Source organism: Pectobacterium sp. CFBP8739 (assembly GCF_013449375.1).
GTDB lineage: Bacteria > Pseudomonadota > Gammaproteobacteria > Enterobacterales > Enterobacteriaceae > Pectobacterium.
The window spans coordinates 146-14,983 of the sequence record NZ_JACDRR010000007.1 but is presented as its reverse complement, the minus strand read 5'-3'; the positions used below and the strand labels follow the sequence as shown (position 1 = coordinate 14,983).

General features: G+C 53.1%; 9 protein-coding genes. 3 read left to right on the top strand and 6 right to left on the bottom strand.

Features of this window, described 5'->3' with window-relative positions; genetic code table 11:
• Positions 1-239: 239 nt before the first annotated feature.
• On the bottom strand, positions 240-4,127 hold the full coding sequence (gene purL / locus H0247_RS06050; RefSeq protein WP_180741739.1) for a phosphoribosylformylglycinamidine synthase: 3,888 nt from the start codon (positions 4,125-4,127) through the stop codon (positions 240-242).
• A gap of 216 nt (positions 4,128-4,343) precedes the next feature.
• Between purL and mltF the strand changes: the two genes are divergently transcribed.
• Positions 4,344-5,852: a membrane-bound lytic murein transglycosylase MltF gene (gene mltF / locus H0247_RS06045; RefSeq protein ID WP_180741738.1), complete on the top strand. Its 1,509-nt coding sequence runs from the start codon at positions 4,344-4,346 to the stop codon at positions 5,850-5,852.
• Positions 5,853-6,002: 150 nt separating this feature from the next.
• Here mltF and tadA read toward each other — a convergent pair whose 3' ends face one another.
• The 3 genes from tadA to murQ all read right to left on the bottom strand — a co-directional run bounded on the left by tadA (position 6,003) and on the right by murQ (position 8,212).
• Complete coding sequence (tadA, locus tag H0247_RS06040) at positions 6,003-6,509, bottom strand: tRNA adenosine(34) deaminase TadA (RefSeq protein WP_180741737.1); 507 nt, start codon at positions 6,507-6,509, stop codon at positions 6,003-6,005.
• A 90-nt stretch (positions 6,510-6,599) separates the two neighbouring features.
• On the bottom strand, positions 6,600-7,238 hold the full coding sequence (gene yfhb / locus H0247_RS06035; RefSeq protein ID WP_180741736.1) for a phosphatidylglycerophosphatase C: 639 nt from the start codon (positions 7,236-7,238) through the stop codon (positions 6,600-6,602).
• 47 nt (positions 7,239-7,285) lie between these two features.
• On the bottom strand, positions 7,286-8,212 hold the full coding sequence (gene murQ, locus H0247_RS06030) for an N-acetylmuramic acid 6-phosphate etherase (RefSeq protein ID WP_180741735.1): 927 nt from the start codon (positions 8,210-8,212) through the stop codon (positions 7,286-7,288).
• 143 nt (positions 8,213-8,355) lie between these two features.
• Here murQ and lapG point away from each other — a divergent pair, with 143 nt between their 5' ends.
• Positions 8,356-9,045 (top strand): cysteine protease LapG, encoded by a 690-nt coding sequence (lapG, locus tag H0247_RS06025; RefSeq protein WP_180741734.1) that lies wholly within the window; start codon positions 8,356-8,358, stop codon positions 9,043-9,045.
• A 9-nt stretch (positions 9,046-9,054) separates the two neighbouring features.
• On the top strand, positions 9,055-11,007 hold the full coding sequence (gene lapD / locus H0247_RS06020) for a cyclic di-GMP receptor LapD (RefSeq protein ID WP_180741733.1): 1,953 nt from the start codon (positions 9,055-9,057) through the stop codon (positions 11,005-11,007).
• Between the two features lie 121 nt (positions 11,008-11,128).
• Here the strand turns inward: lapD and H0247_RS06015 are convergent, their stop codons facing one another.
• Entirely contained in the window at positions 11,129-11,473 is a 345-nt protein-coding gene (locus H0247_RS06015; RefSeq protein ID WP_180741732.1) for a tryptophan synthase subunit beta, read from the bottom strand.
• Positions 11,474-11,532: 59 nt separating this feature from the next.
• A partial coding sequence (locus H0247_RS06010) for a type I secretion C-terminal target domain-containing protein (protein WP_255433883.1) occupies positions 11,533-14,838 on the bottom strand: 3,306 nt, incomplete at its 5' end.

Genomic DNA, 14,838 nt, shown 5'->3' with positions numbered 1-14,838 from the left:
CACCTTTCACCGATAAATTCATTATCCGGAATGCCAATAGCGAAAACATGCGCGAAAGAAGCGATTTATGTCGCTAAAAACAGACAGTTTTATAACAACACCATATTAACAATATAAATCAATTAGTTAAATGTCTCCAATTGGAGACAGCAAAAAACTAGTACGTCGCAAAAAAACGACAAACAGAGAAAACGGACGTAAAAAAGGGGCCGAAGCCCCTTTCTCTTACTGACCTAAACTTAGCCCAGTTGTCTGCGTGCATTGCGGAACATACGCATCCACGGACCATCTTCGCCCCACTCTTCCGGATGCCAGGAGTTACTGACGGTACGGAACACACGCTCAGGATGCGGCATCATGACGGTTGCCCGACCGCTGGTGCTGGTGACCGCCGTAATACCGTTTGGCGAACCATTCGGGTTAGCCGGATAGTTCTCAGTGACCTGGCCGTAGTGGTTGATATAACGCAGCGCCACCAGACCGTGCTCTTCAATCGCCGCCAGATGGGCATCGTCACGAACTTCAACTTGCCCTTCTCCATGTGAAACGGCAATCGGCATGCGCGATCCTGCCATGTCATTCATGAACAACGACGGGCTTTTCTCCACTTCGACCAGGCTGAAGCGTGCTTCAAAGCGATCAGATTTATTACGGACAAAACGCGGCCAGAGATCGGCGCCTGGAATCAGTTCACGCAGATTGGACATCATCTGACAGCCGTTACACACGCCCAGCGCCAGCGTATGCGGACGCAGGAAGAATTCAGCGAATTCATCACGCACGCGAGAGTTGAACAGAATGGATTTAGCCCAACCTTCACCCGCGCCTAGCACGTCACCGTAAGAGAAGCCGCCGCAAGCAACCAGCGCCTGGAAATCCTGCAAATTACGGCGATTTGCCAGCAGGTCACTCATATGGATATCGATCGCATCAAAGCCAGCACGGTGGAATGCCGCCGCCATTTCGACATGAGAGTTCACACCCTGTTCACGCAGGACAGCCACTTTAGGGCGGACATTCTTAGCGATATAAGGTGCAGCAATATCTTCCTGTGGATTGAAGGTCAGCGACACGTTCAAACCGGGATCGTTATCATCCTGTCTGGCAATGTGTTCCTGATCGGCACACTGCGGGTTATCACGCAGGCGCTGCATCTGCCAGCTGGTTTCAGCCCACCAGCGACGCAGCGTTGAACGGCTTTCCTGATAAACCGCTTCTGCACCCTTATTGATGGTGAAACGCGTGCCTTCTTCAGCATGACCGAGGTAATGCACGCAGTCCGCCAAACCGTGCAGCGCCAGAACGGCTTCCACTTCGGCACGGCGTGCAGCAGGGATCTGAATGACAGCGCCAAGTTCTTCGTTAAACAGCGTTGCTAACGTGTCTTCGCCCTGAGAGGCGATATCGACAGTCACACCACAGTGACCAGCAAATGCCATCTCTGCCAGCGTAACCAGCAAGCCGCCGTCTGAACGATCGTGGTAAGCCAGAAGCGCTTTATCCGCAACCAGCTGCTGCATAGCATTAAAGAAGCCAGCCAGTTGTTCTGGGCTATGCACATCTGCCGTCTTACGGCCCAACTGACGATAAACCTGTGCCAGCGCCGTCGCACCCAGCGCTTTATTACCCGCACCGAGATCGATCAATAACAGGGCATTATCTTGTCCAGTACGCAGCTGTGGCGTGACGGTGTTACGCACGTCTTCCACACGCGCAAACGCAGAGATCACCAGCGACATCGGCGAGGTGACTGCACGATCTTCACCCTCTTCCTGCCAGCGGGTTTTCATCGACATGGAATCTTTACCGACCGGGATCGTCAGCCCCAGCGCCGGACACAGCTCCTCACCCACGGCTTTCACCGCTTCGTACAGTCCGGCATCTTCACCTGGGTGCCCCGCAGCGGCCATCCAGTTCGCGGACAGCTTCACGCGAGTCAGTGGGCCAATGTGCGTAGCAGCAATGTTCGTCAGCGCTTCACCGACGGCTAAACGCGCAGAAGCCGCGAAGTTACGCAGCGCCACGGGTGCACGTTCGCCGATAGACATTGCCTCGCCGTAATAACTGTCCAGGCTGGCGGTGGTCACCGCACAGTCAGCCACCGGCACCTGCCACGGGCCAACCATCTGATCGCGCGCCACCATGCCGGTAACAGAGCGGTCGCCAATAGTGATCAGGAAGGTCTTTTCTGCCACCACAGGCAAGTGCAGCACGCGCTCAACCGCTTCGGCCAGATAGATTTCATCACGCTGTAACGGTGTGCCTTCAACCTGCTTGCGCTCAACGTCACGCAGCATTTTCGGCGTTTTACCTAGCAGCACATCCAGCGGCAAATCGATAGGTTTGTTGTTAAAGTGACGATCGTTCATCGTCAGATGCAGTTCTTCCGTTGCCTCACCGATCACCGCATAAGGTGCGCGCTCGCGACGACAAATTTCATCAAACTGTGCCAACTGTTCTGGCGCCACAGCCAGAACGTAGCGCTCCTGCGATTCATTACACCAAACTTCCAGCGGGCTCATGCCCGGCTCATCGTTCAGAATATCGCGCAGTTCAAAGCGGCCACCGCGGCCACCGTCGCTCACCAGCTCCGGCATGGCGTTGGACAAACCACCTGCACCGACATCGTGAATGAACAGGATCGGGTTGGCTTCACCCAATTGCCAGCAGCGGTCAATCACTTCCTGACAGCGGCGCTCCATTTCTGGGTTATCGCGCTGGACAGAAGCAAAATCCAGATCCGCATCAGACTGACCCGATGCCATAGAAGAAGCTGCACCACCGCCCAGACCGATATTCATGGACGGTCCACCCAGCACAACCAGCTTGGCACCTACGCTAATTTCCCCTTTCTTGACGTGATCGGCGCGGATGTTGCCAATACCGCCCGCCAGCATGATCGGTTTGTGATAGCCGCGCAGTTCTGTGCCATTGTGGCTATCGACGCGTTCTTCATAAGTACGGAAATAGCCCGTCAGTGCAGGACGACCGAATTCGTTGTTGAATGCCGCGCCGCCCAGAGGGCCTTCGGTCATAATATCCAGCGCGCTGACAATACGCTCTGGCTTGCCAAATTCTTCTTCTTCCCACGGCTGAATAAAGCCTGGAATACGCAGGTTCGAGACGGAGAAACCTACCAGACCCGCTTTCGGCTTGGAGCCACGGCCTGTTGCGCCTTCATCACGAATTTCACCGCCGGATCCTGTTGCGGCACCCGGCCACGGCGAAATCGCAGTTGGGTGGTTATGCGTTTCAACCTTCATCAGGATATGTGCATCTTCCTGATGGTAAGCATATTGCCCGTTGGCATCCGTGTAGAAACGGCCGACGGCGGAGCCTTCCATGACGGCGGCGTTATCTTTATAGGCGGAGAGGACGTGATCGGGCGTATGTTCAAACGTGTTTTTAATCATTTTGAACAGTGATTTCGGCTGAGCAACGCCGTCGATCACCCAATCAGCGTTAAAAATCTTGTGGCGGCAGTGTTCAGAGTTCGCCTGTGCGAACATATACAATTCGATATCGTTAGGATTGCGGCCCAGTTTGGTGAAGGCTTCCAGCAGATAATCAATTTCATCTTCCGCTAATGCCAGCCCCAGACGGACGTTCGCTTCTTCCAACGCCTGACGCCCTTGCAGCAGAATGTCAATGCGTTTAAAAGGTGCAGGTTGATGATGAGAGAACAACGCTTCGGCCTGTTGCAGGTCACTAAATACGCTTTCCATCATCCGGTCATGCAGCAATGCCCCCAGTTTCTGCCACTGTTCATCGCTCAGCGTAGGCGCATGAATATAGAAAGCCAAACCGCGTTCCAGACGCAGCACTTTGCTTAATCCACAGTTATGGGCGATATCCGTTGCTTTGGAAGACCACGGTGAAATGGTGCCGGGACGCGGTGTGACCAGTAACAGATGGCCTTGCGGCTCGTGCTCCGCGAGAGAAGGACCATACTTCAACAAACGTGTCAGTTTGGCCTGTTCATCGGTGTTCAGCGGGGCGCTGACATCGGCGAAATGTACGTATTCAGCATAGATATCACTAACCGGCAAAACGTGCTCTTTGCAGCGGATCAGCAATTTATTAATACGAAAAGCCGATAAAGCAGGTGAACCACGCAGTATTTCCATAATCTAAAGTTCTCTCGTCTTCGATGCACTGGCTGCGATACAGCCATTGGGCACAACAGGGGGGAAACGCGCACATTATAGAGAATCCTTCCCCCGGACGAAACCGTTTGCGTAGCGATAATTTCATATCGCATCGGGAGAATGATTAATCGGTGACCAAATCAATAAAAGTTGCACACTGGCGGTTTGTTAAGCAAAATGCCCCCACTCTGGGAAATGACGTATAAAAAAACTGCCGTTACAGACAGACAGGCCGAACGGCCGCCGAGAGATAACTATTTGAAACCTTTAAAATTAAATTATTTTTTCATCGGGATTATCACGTTACTGCTGGCGTTAGCGCTATGGCCTAGCATTCCCTGGCGCAGTAGCCAGGATGCTCAGCTCAGGCAGATCCTCTCACGCGGTGAGTTGCGTATCAGCACCGTTAACTCACCGCTAACTTATGCATTGAGCAACGGATCCCCGACAGGTCTGGATTATGAACTGGCAAAACGTTTCGCTGATTACCTCGGCGTCAAGCTGGTGGTGTCGTCACGTAAGAACCTTGACGAACTGTTTGACGATCTGGACGGTGATGACGCCGATCTTCTGGCCGCAGGGCTGATTTATAATCATGAGCGCCTGGAACGCTTCCGTGCAGGCCCAACCTACTATTCCATTTCACAGCAAATAGTCTATCGCCTCGGCTCGCCCCGTCCGAAAACGCTGGACAAGCTGCAAGGCCGGCTCGTCGTAACATCCGGCTCCGCGCACGCGGCAACCCTGCGCGATCTAAAAGCAGAGAAATACCCGCAGTTGAACTGGGAATCCGCCTCGGACCAGAGCACGCAGGAATTATTGAAGCAGGTTGCCGACGGTAAGCTGGACTACACTTTGGGAGATTCGGTCACGATTGGCTTGATGCAACGCATTCACCCGCAGCTCGCCGTCGCCTTCGATCTCAGCGATGAAGAACCCGTCACGTGGTATATGCGCCGTACACACGATGATAGCCTGTCTGCCGCGCTGCTTGACTTCTTCAGCCAGATTGTCGAAGACGGCACGCTTGCGCGTCTGGAGGAGAAATATCTCGGTCACGTGGGCGAATTTGACTATGTCGATACCACCACCTTCCTGAGCGCGATTGATGACACACTGCCGGACCTGCGCCCACTGTTTGAAAAATACGCCACCGATATCGACTGGAAGCTGCTGGCCGCCATCTCCTATCAGGAATCACACTGGAACCCACTGGCGACGTCACCGACCGGCGTACGCGGGCTAATGATGCTCACACGCAACACCGCAGAAAGTCTGAACGTCACCGATCGGGTCGATCCTGAACAAAGTATTCGCGGTGGCGCGCAGTATATGTCACACATGATGCAGAAAATGCCGGACACCATCCCTGAGGATGAAAAAATCTGGTTTGCGCTGGCATCCTATAATATGGGGTACGCCCATCTGCTTGATGCGCGTAAATTGACGGAAAAACAGAAAGGTAACCCCGACAGTTGGGTCGATGTGAAAATGCGCCTGCCGATGCTAAGTCAAAAGCGCTATTACACGCAAACCACCTACGGCTACGCGCGCGGACACGAAGCCTATAACTACGTGGAAAACATTCGGCGCTATATGGTGAGTCTGGAAGGTTACCTGATAGAAAAAGAAGCGAAAACGCAGCAACAGACCCAGATCGCACAAGGCTACCCTGCCGTTCCTCTTAACAAGGTGCCAGAGTAAGACGGCATAAAGAAAAAACGCCGCGACACCTGCCCCCCGAGCTTGTTACTTCAGCCTCATTTTAGGAAAAACACGGGGATGAGATTCCCGCAGGAACACCTCGCCCCGTGGTGGCTTCGTGTATCTCGGTTCTAAAAGATCGGCGTTACGCTACTCCTGCGCGGCGTTTTTGACTGCGGCACGACGGGCTTTATGTTGCTCACGGCGCAGACGAAAGAACGCGCTGAGCGTGGCAGAACATTCATCAGCCAGAATGCCGGACTCAATCACAATCTGATGATTCATTCTTGGGTGGCGCAGAATGTCCACCAGCGACCCCGCCGCCCCCGTTTTCTCATCTGACGCACCGTAAACCAAACGGCCAATTCGGCTGTGTATCATCGCGCCTGCACACATGATGCACGGCTCCAGCGTGACATACAGCGTGGTATCCAGCAGGCGATAGTTCTGTAGCACCAGTCCCCCCTGCCGCAGCGCCATAATCTCCGCGTGCGCGGTAGGATCGTGATGCCCTATCGGCCGGTTCCATCCTTCGCCGATCGCGTCGTTATCCAGCACCAGCACCGCGCCAACCGGCACTTCACCTTCATCCTGAGCACGCTGAGCCAGCGTTAATGCATGGCGCATCCAGTATTCATCGTTACGCAGGCTACTCACGTTTCCTCACTTAAAACCTATCCCATTAGGGCTAATTTACTTACCATTTTGGCGGCGCATTATACCTATATGGATGGCGTATTGAAGGCGTTACTCCAACTGTTGCAGACTGCCTTCGGGCGTCACGCGCCAGCGGTGTTCACAAAAATAAAGCAGCGGATTGTCTTGCTTACTGTCGCTGTAACCACTGTAGAGTTTGAGCGGCGCGCCCAAACGCTGCTCCATCTGAACGACTTTTTCATTCCCCAGGCAGCGCAACGTCAACACCCAGCCGCCATAGCGACGCCTAATCTGACTCCCCATCAGGCGAACGCTGGGTAGAAAAGGTGAATCATAATAGACCTGTTCCACCAGCCGCTGCGGCGATCCGGTCACCAGCCAGACCTGCGCATCGCTGTCTTCAAGATAGGTTTTCAGCCGCTGCTGAACCTGTGGAAACGGGATGACATCATGGCGAAACGCGCCGACAAACTGCTTTTCCAGTTGAACCAGTTCATCTTCAGAGCGCCCAAACGTCATCGCCCACAGCAGCCAGCTCATCGGGCGCCGCGCCGCGCGACCACGAATCAATAATCCCAGTCCAATAATAGGTAATAGCGGGATAACCAGAACCAGATTTAACGGCAGCCGGCGAAGTAAAAAGCGCAAAAAGCTGCCAAACATATCCTGCTGATGCAACGTGCCATCCAAATCAAAAAAAACAATGCGTTGCTCTCGCTTATCACTCAAAACGTTTCTCCCGATTTACCTCAAAATAGCACCGACACCAAAATATCTTATCCGCCAGTCAGCGCCTCACGCAGGTAGCCGTTGTGCTGTTTCAGGCGCTCACGCGCCGCTGCCACATCAATATTCGCCAGAAGCATCAGAATCGCAGGTTTCACTTCATTATCCGCCTGCACCAGCGCCTGCCGTGCCCTTTCCCGCTCTGCGCCCGTTGCTTCAACGACGATGCGGCAAGCCCTGTCCAACAGTTTCACATTGGTTGCCTTCACATCCACCATCAAATTCTGGTACACCTTTCCCAGCTTAACCATTACACCAGTAGAAATCATATTCAGAACGAGTTTTTGTGCCGTTCCAGACTTCAGCCGCGTTGAGCCCGTTAACGCTTCCGGGCCAACGACGGGAGAAATCGCCACCTGCGCCTCCTGTGCGATAGGCGAATGTGGATTGCAGGAAATCGCCGCCGTCCGGCAGCCTACATCACGCGCATAGCGCAGCGCGCCAATCACATATGGCGTCCGGCCTGATGCCGCAAGGCCGACAACCATATCCGCAGCGGTTAAACCCAGCGCTTTCAGATCCGCTTCACCGAGTGCGGGATCGTCTTCCGCACCTTCAACCGCTTTCAGCAGCGCGCCCGGCCCACCCGCGATCAGGCCGATAACCAGTCCGTGCGGTACGCCAAACGTCGGCGGACACTCGGAAGCATCCAGCACCCCCAAACGGCCACTGGTCCCCGCGCCCAGATAGATCAGCCGCCCACCCGCCTGTAGCGACGCCATCGCCAGATCGACCGCTTCGGCAATCGCAGGTAAAACCTGTGCAATGGCTTCGGGCACTTTCCGATCTTCCTGATTAAACGCATGCATCATCTCCAGCGTAGAGAGCTGATCCAACGCCATCGTTGCTGGATTTCTTGTTTCGGAAACCAGTTTCCCTAAGTTAAGGTTATCGCCATTCATCACATCTGAATGCATTCCACTACCTCATGCTTTATCTACATGTTTATGACAAACCACTCTTTTCACCACTATACTGCTTTTGAGGCCTGTGAAAGTACGCTATTCTGCATCGAATTCACTCTCCATATTGATCTCGCAAGGTAAACAGAGAAACCTCAGTGCGACTCCCCAGCTTCAGACTCTCCAGTTACAAGCTCTTCTTTATTAGCTGTCTGCTGTTTCTGCTGGCGGGTTCCCTACGTGCGGACTGGGATTTTATTACCATTAATCAGCGAACCGAGCAGCTTTATGGCCCGGCAACGCCCGATGCTCGCCGCCGAATAGACGAGTGGCAGACGCTGCTGGTCAATTCCCGCAACAAAGAGGAAAAGGCTCTGCTGAGCAGAGTGAACCAATTTTTCAATGACCATATGCTGTTTCGCGATGATATCGTCGTCTGGAATCAGGAAGATTATTGGGCAACCCCGATTGAGGCACTGCGTAAAGGTGCCGGGGACTGTGAAGATTATGCGCTCGCCAAGTATTTTACGCTGCGCCATTTAGGTGTCCCAGCGGATAAATTGCGTATTACCTATGTTAAAGCCCTGCGTCTGAATAAGGCGCATATGGTGGTCACCTATTATCCCACGCCCACCTCGATTCCGCTGGTGCTGGATAATCTGACCGACAAGATCCAACCCGCGACAGAGCGCACTGATTTAGTTCCGGTGTACGCCTTTAATGGCGGTGGGCTCTGGCTGCCCGGCGCCAGCGGCAGCAACAAACGCGTCGGTGACAGTAAACGACTTTCACGCTGGCAGGATGTATTAACCAAGATGCGTGCCGAAGGGTTTTCAATTGAGGAGTAAAGGTAGGCTATGTCTCTATACAAACAATTATTGATAGCCATCTGCCTGTTTGTGCTAATTATTTTCAGCGGGAGTTTTTTCGTCAGCCTGGAAAATTCGCGTGAACAGTACAATAACCAGCTTCACTCTCACGCACAGGATGCCGCCACCGCGCTTGGGCTTTCCCTGACACCGAATATCGATGACCCAGCCATGGTGGAACTGATGGTCAGCTCGATTTTCGACAGCGGCTATTTTTCCAGTATTCGCGTGCGAGATCTAAAAACCGGTAACGTCACGCTGGAACGCACTGCCTCGCCCAATATCCCTGACGTACCGCGTTGGTTTGTTCAGTTAGTAAACCTGCAACCCGGCGCGGGCGAAGCTATCGTGATGCGCGGCTGGGAACAGGCGGCAAAAGTTGAAGTCATCAGCCACCCGATGTTCGCGGTGACCCGTCTGTGGCGCAGTAGTACAGCGTCTTTCCTGTGGCTGCTCGGCTGTGGCACACTGGGCGTGTTCATCGGCGCGCTGTTCCTGCGCCGACAGCTACGTCCGCTCGATTATATCGTCGATCAGTCGCTGGCGATTACCCGCCGTGAATTCCTTAGCCAGCCGGATTTACCCAATACGCCGGAATTTCGTCGCGTCGCACAGGCGATGAATCTGATGGTCAGCAAACTCAAAATGCTGTTTGAAGAAGAAGCGGAACGCAGCGAGCGCTTACGTCAGGATGCTTATCAGGACCCACAAACCGGATTAAATAATCGGCGCGCGTTTGACATGCAATTCAACGATAAGCTGTCTGATGAGGAAACGGCACCTGGATTCCTCATTATGATTCGCGTTCAGGATCTGGCGGGAATGAACCAACGACTGGGCGGTCAGCGTACCGATGCGCTATTAGCCTCCGTCGGGCATATTCTGCGTAACACGCAGAAACAACATACGAATGCAGAGAGCCTGCTGGCGCGTATCCGCGGCGGGGAATTTGCGCTGTTCTGCCCGGGGCTGGTCGATAAAGAAGCCTATGCGCTGATTGGCGAACTCACGCGTAACATCGAAACGTTGTATCTGACAGGCGAAACCGACGTCTCCCCTGTTGCCCAATTCGGCATGGTGCCTTTCCGCCCTGGCGACACCGCACAATCGCTGTTTATCCAAGGTGATCAGGCGCTCACACAAGCCGAAAGCCATACCGATACCAGTGCGCCTCACGAGATAACGTCCGCCGGTGCCGAACAGGTTGAAACCGATCGTCATAAATGGTTTACCTTGCTCGATCCTATCCTTGAACAGGAACGTTTGCAGCTTTTCCTGCAACCGGTCGTCGCCTGTGACGATCCCAGACAGGTGCTGCATCACAAGGTATTAGCTCGTATTCAGGATGAGCAAGGAAACCATATCGCCGCGGGTCGTTTCCTACCGTGGATCCAGCGCTTTGGCTGGGATACACGTCTGGACCAGACGATGCTGCGCGAAGTGCTGGATTACTTGCGCCAGCACGACGGCCACCTCGCATTAAGCCTGTCCGGCGCCACCGTCCTGAATCTTCATCTGCTCGCCGCTCTGCTTGCTCCGCTCAAACACCAACCGGATGTCGCCAGCCGACTGATTCTGGAATTGGATGAGAACCAGTTGCCAGACAGCGCCCAACTGGAAGCCTTAATCAAGCTATTGAATGAACATGGCTGTGCGCTGGGGTTACAGCATTTTGGTGGGCGCTTTAATATGATCGGCAACTTGTCCCAGTGGGGGCTGGCGTATCTGAAAGTCGATGGCAGCTACATCCGTAATATCGATCAGGAAGACGATAAACAAATGTTTATCGAAGCACTGTACCGCGCCACCAACAGTATTGCCCTGCCGCTCATCGCCGAACGCGTTGAAACGGTGGGCGAACTGAAGGTACTTCAGGAGATGGGATTACAGGGAGCAATGGGTCGGCTGCTGGGTGAACCGGTGCCTGCGGCCAGAGTCTGATTGGCTAACCGCGTTTAATGCCCCCGGCTTCTCGCTACGATGCTGAGAAGCCGGAAACGGCTGAACGAAACGGTAGACATGGTTTATTCAAAACAATGGTTTATTCAAAACAATGGTCTATTCAAAACATGGTCTCTTCGTCGTCACCAATCAGCTTGTTCAATCCGCCATTCAGCGCTTCACGCGCCTGCGCACGGTTGATTAACTTCAACTGTGCCGCCTGAGGGAAATCAGTAATGCTCACCACACCTTTCTGAATCAACACCTGAATTAAATCCTCCAGCACGCGTACCATTTCCAGATCGCTTTGCCGTAGCTGCTCCAAACTGGACATCGCCACCTGATGGCTGCGGAACCAGGCCTGCGCCTCGCGTGAATCATCCGGCAACTCGCCATTCATTTCAGGAAAAGGACGCTTTTCAACCTTCATCAGGTGGCCATCACTGTCGCGCTGGATATAAAACATTCTCGGAGACCTTTTACGTTTTTGATAAAGAAAGGAGCCGAGCTGGCTCCCCCTTTTCGTCAGCTAGACGGTTCTGGCTTACTGACCAGGCTTTCAAGCGACGGCAATGCACCGTTATAGTGTTCCAACGTAATCGACACTGCAACCGTTCCGCCGTTATCTGCCGTAAAGTTCCCCGCCGTGCTAACCTCAATCGTCGGTGAACCATGATTATCGGTGATACGAATATAGCGACTAATATCGGTTCCCTCCTCCAGCTCGCCCACCAGATCGCTTAAATCAATCCGGTCACCTTCTTTGGCATTGAAGTCTTTGATCACATCATTACCAATATCGCCAGCCTGCCACTTAAAGGTATCCGCACCCGCCCCGCCGATAAGCGTATCGCCTCCCGCGCCGCCAATCAGGATGTCATCTCCCGCACCGCCGTAGAGCAGGTCGTTACCTTCTCCACCGATCAGCGTGTCATTTCCGCCCTGACCGAACAGAATGTCATTGCCCGCCCCACCGTTAAGTGTGTCGTTGCCATCTTTCGCGGACGACAGATCAAATTCCGCGCTGTGCGTGGCAATATAGCCATGCATCTCTTTCGCCGTCGGGACGCCGGCTTGCATACCTAACTGCTTGCCGATGTAGTTCTGCAAGGCGGTGATACCATTGCCGTCGATATTAGGAAACGACACCACATCGCCGAACAGAATGTCATTCCCCAATCCGCCATTAAGCTGGTCATCGCCAGCAGGTATCGACTCACTGCTGCCTAGAATCGCTTTATTCAGGTTAGCTGGGTCAATATGATCCTGAACCACGCCATCAGTGTCATAACGCTTCAGCGTATCGCTATTTAAATCCGCACCAATACCGATCGCTTCAATGGTTGACTGCTTCTTCAGCAAACTGAAAGCCTGAGCCGCATTGGTGTTGCTGACATCACGGTTACCTGAATTATCAACCCAGTACCAGTTACCGTTGTAGCCCTGCGCCCAGTAACTGCTGTTATTACCCACGCCACCCAAAGAGGAGATTTCATACGTTCCGTCCCCCTGCGCGTGTACTTGTCCAATGACCGTCCCGACAACTTTATTACTGTTATCGCTCCAAGCATATTGATAGACGTTCCCTTTGCTATCAATCACTTCACGTACCGCACCGCGAACATCCATAGAGTAGGACTGCCCTGGCTTGTAGGCGAAGCTATCGATATTCAACGTTTGGTTCCAGTCACTCACTTTCACGACATCGGCTTCATTCTTCTGATAGAACGTTGGCTCACCGTCGGTAATGAAATACGTCAGGTTATTACCCACATTCTTTTTCACCGCATCGCTTTGGAACCAGTTAGCCGTCGTCTTGAACACATCTTCATAGTTGGTTCCACCGCCTTTCTCCGATCCGCCAACCATTGAATTCAATACGGCAGTCAGCTTGTTCAGGGCGCTGGCGTCGTTCAGATTCACAGAAATGGTTTTCCCCACCTGCGTATCAAAGTCAGCCAGAAAAACGTTTACCGTACCGGAATTTACGCCGCTAGCACTATTGATCAGGCTTTTGAACACATTGCTCAACGATGTACGCGTATTCTCGATATCCGCTGACGACATACTGCCGGATGAATCGACCATAAAAGCAATGTTGTAATTTTTACCTTCAATGATCTGCAAGCCGGAGACATCCGCGACCATCACATCGTGGCTATGCGTGCCGGACATGTTGTCATCACCGATCGTACCGACGCTCATCCCATACTGCTCAACGCTTCCAGCTGAGTAGCCGGTCGCCGTGTCGTGGTTGGCAATTTCTGTCGATGTTGCCTGTGCAACCACGTTGAACTTACCGGCATCAACAGGTACTTCGAGCGTAATCTTGCCAGCCAGCGTCTGAGCATTATTGGCGTTCTTGATGAGGTACGATCCATCGTCGCCAACGGTGTATTTCACATTGTTAATGTGGTCAGTCAGCACTGTTCCTTTCGGGATCCCCGTGAGAGTAATCCCTGACAAGGTTTCACTGCCGTCGCGATCGGTCAGGGCTGCCGACACATCAAGCGTATGTGTCTGGGTGCCTGCTTGACCAGGCACCGTTTCTATCTTCGCGCTATTAGTGCCTGGCGTGTATGTCGTACCGTCGCTGTAGATAACACCTTCAATATTGTTACTGACCTGCGTGGTAAACGAGCCTGACTTGCCGCTGCTATCGGTATAGTTAACTTTCAGTCCATCCAGCGTGTTTACCGACGTATCCTGATTGTTGTTCGTACTATAGGTTGCGTTATAGGTGTAACCCGTCTCTTTCATAACGAACACGTAATCAGAATGCGCACTGCTGCCGTTATTCGTCCGGTTACCGTTAAACGAATCCAGATCGCGATGATCCTTACGATCGGCTGGCCAGTCACTCTGTCGATAGAAATACCCGCTATTGGAATGCACAACGAAAATATCGCTGTAGCTGCCGTCTCCGCTGGTATTGCCCTGACTGTAGTACGCGACCTTACCAGTACCGACCACCGTGGGTACCGGATCCCCATCAGTCAGCCAAACGCGGACACCGTTGCCCACGGCAATAATTTTCCCATTTTGTACATCGAAGCCACCGTTGGCACTACCGCCATTGACCTTAATAATTTCCGAAGAGGTCGGCGTTGTCGCACCACTGGTGATGCTCAGGTTCACGACCGGCGCATCGGCTACCGGTGTTATGCCAATGTGCAGCGCGGCTTTATCGCCGGTGTTACCCGCAACATCAACGGGCCGATACCCCATATCACCCAGCGATGCACCAGAGAGATTACCCACTGGCGTAAAGCGTAGATCGGTGTTGCCAGCGGTAAAGGTTTGCCCAACTGTGACCGCTTTCCAACTCCCGCTATCGTTAAAATAGAGCGTACCCGCATTGGCTGGCGGTAAAGACGAAATCACGATACTTGTGGTATCGCTCGATACGCCCAGATCGTTCCAGCCAATATGGAGCGGCGTGTCTTCCGTGCCAGACACCGTGTTGTCATGTGCAGTTGGCGGCGTAATATCCATGAACGCCTGACTGCTATCATGCGCCTGATTACCTGCTGCATCGGTCGCCGTCGCGCCAGCGGTAATCTTGCCTTCCACTAACGAGCTCAAGTCGACATTCGCCTGCCATTTACCATTCGTCACAGGCACATCATGCAGCGTAACCGACTTACCATTCACATCGGTAAAGACCAGATCGACTTTTTTCTCGTTACTGGTGCCACTGACGAGTGTATTTTTCGACTCGCTCTGGCTGACATATCCATCGTTACCAGCAAAATTTTTAATATCAACTTCTGGTGCGATCATGTCGACACCGTATGCATGATGGGTATTGGCTGTGGTGACGTTGCCTGC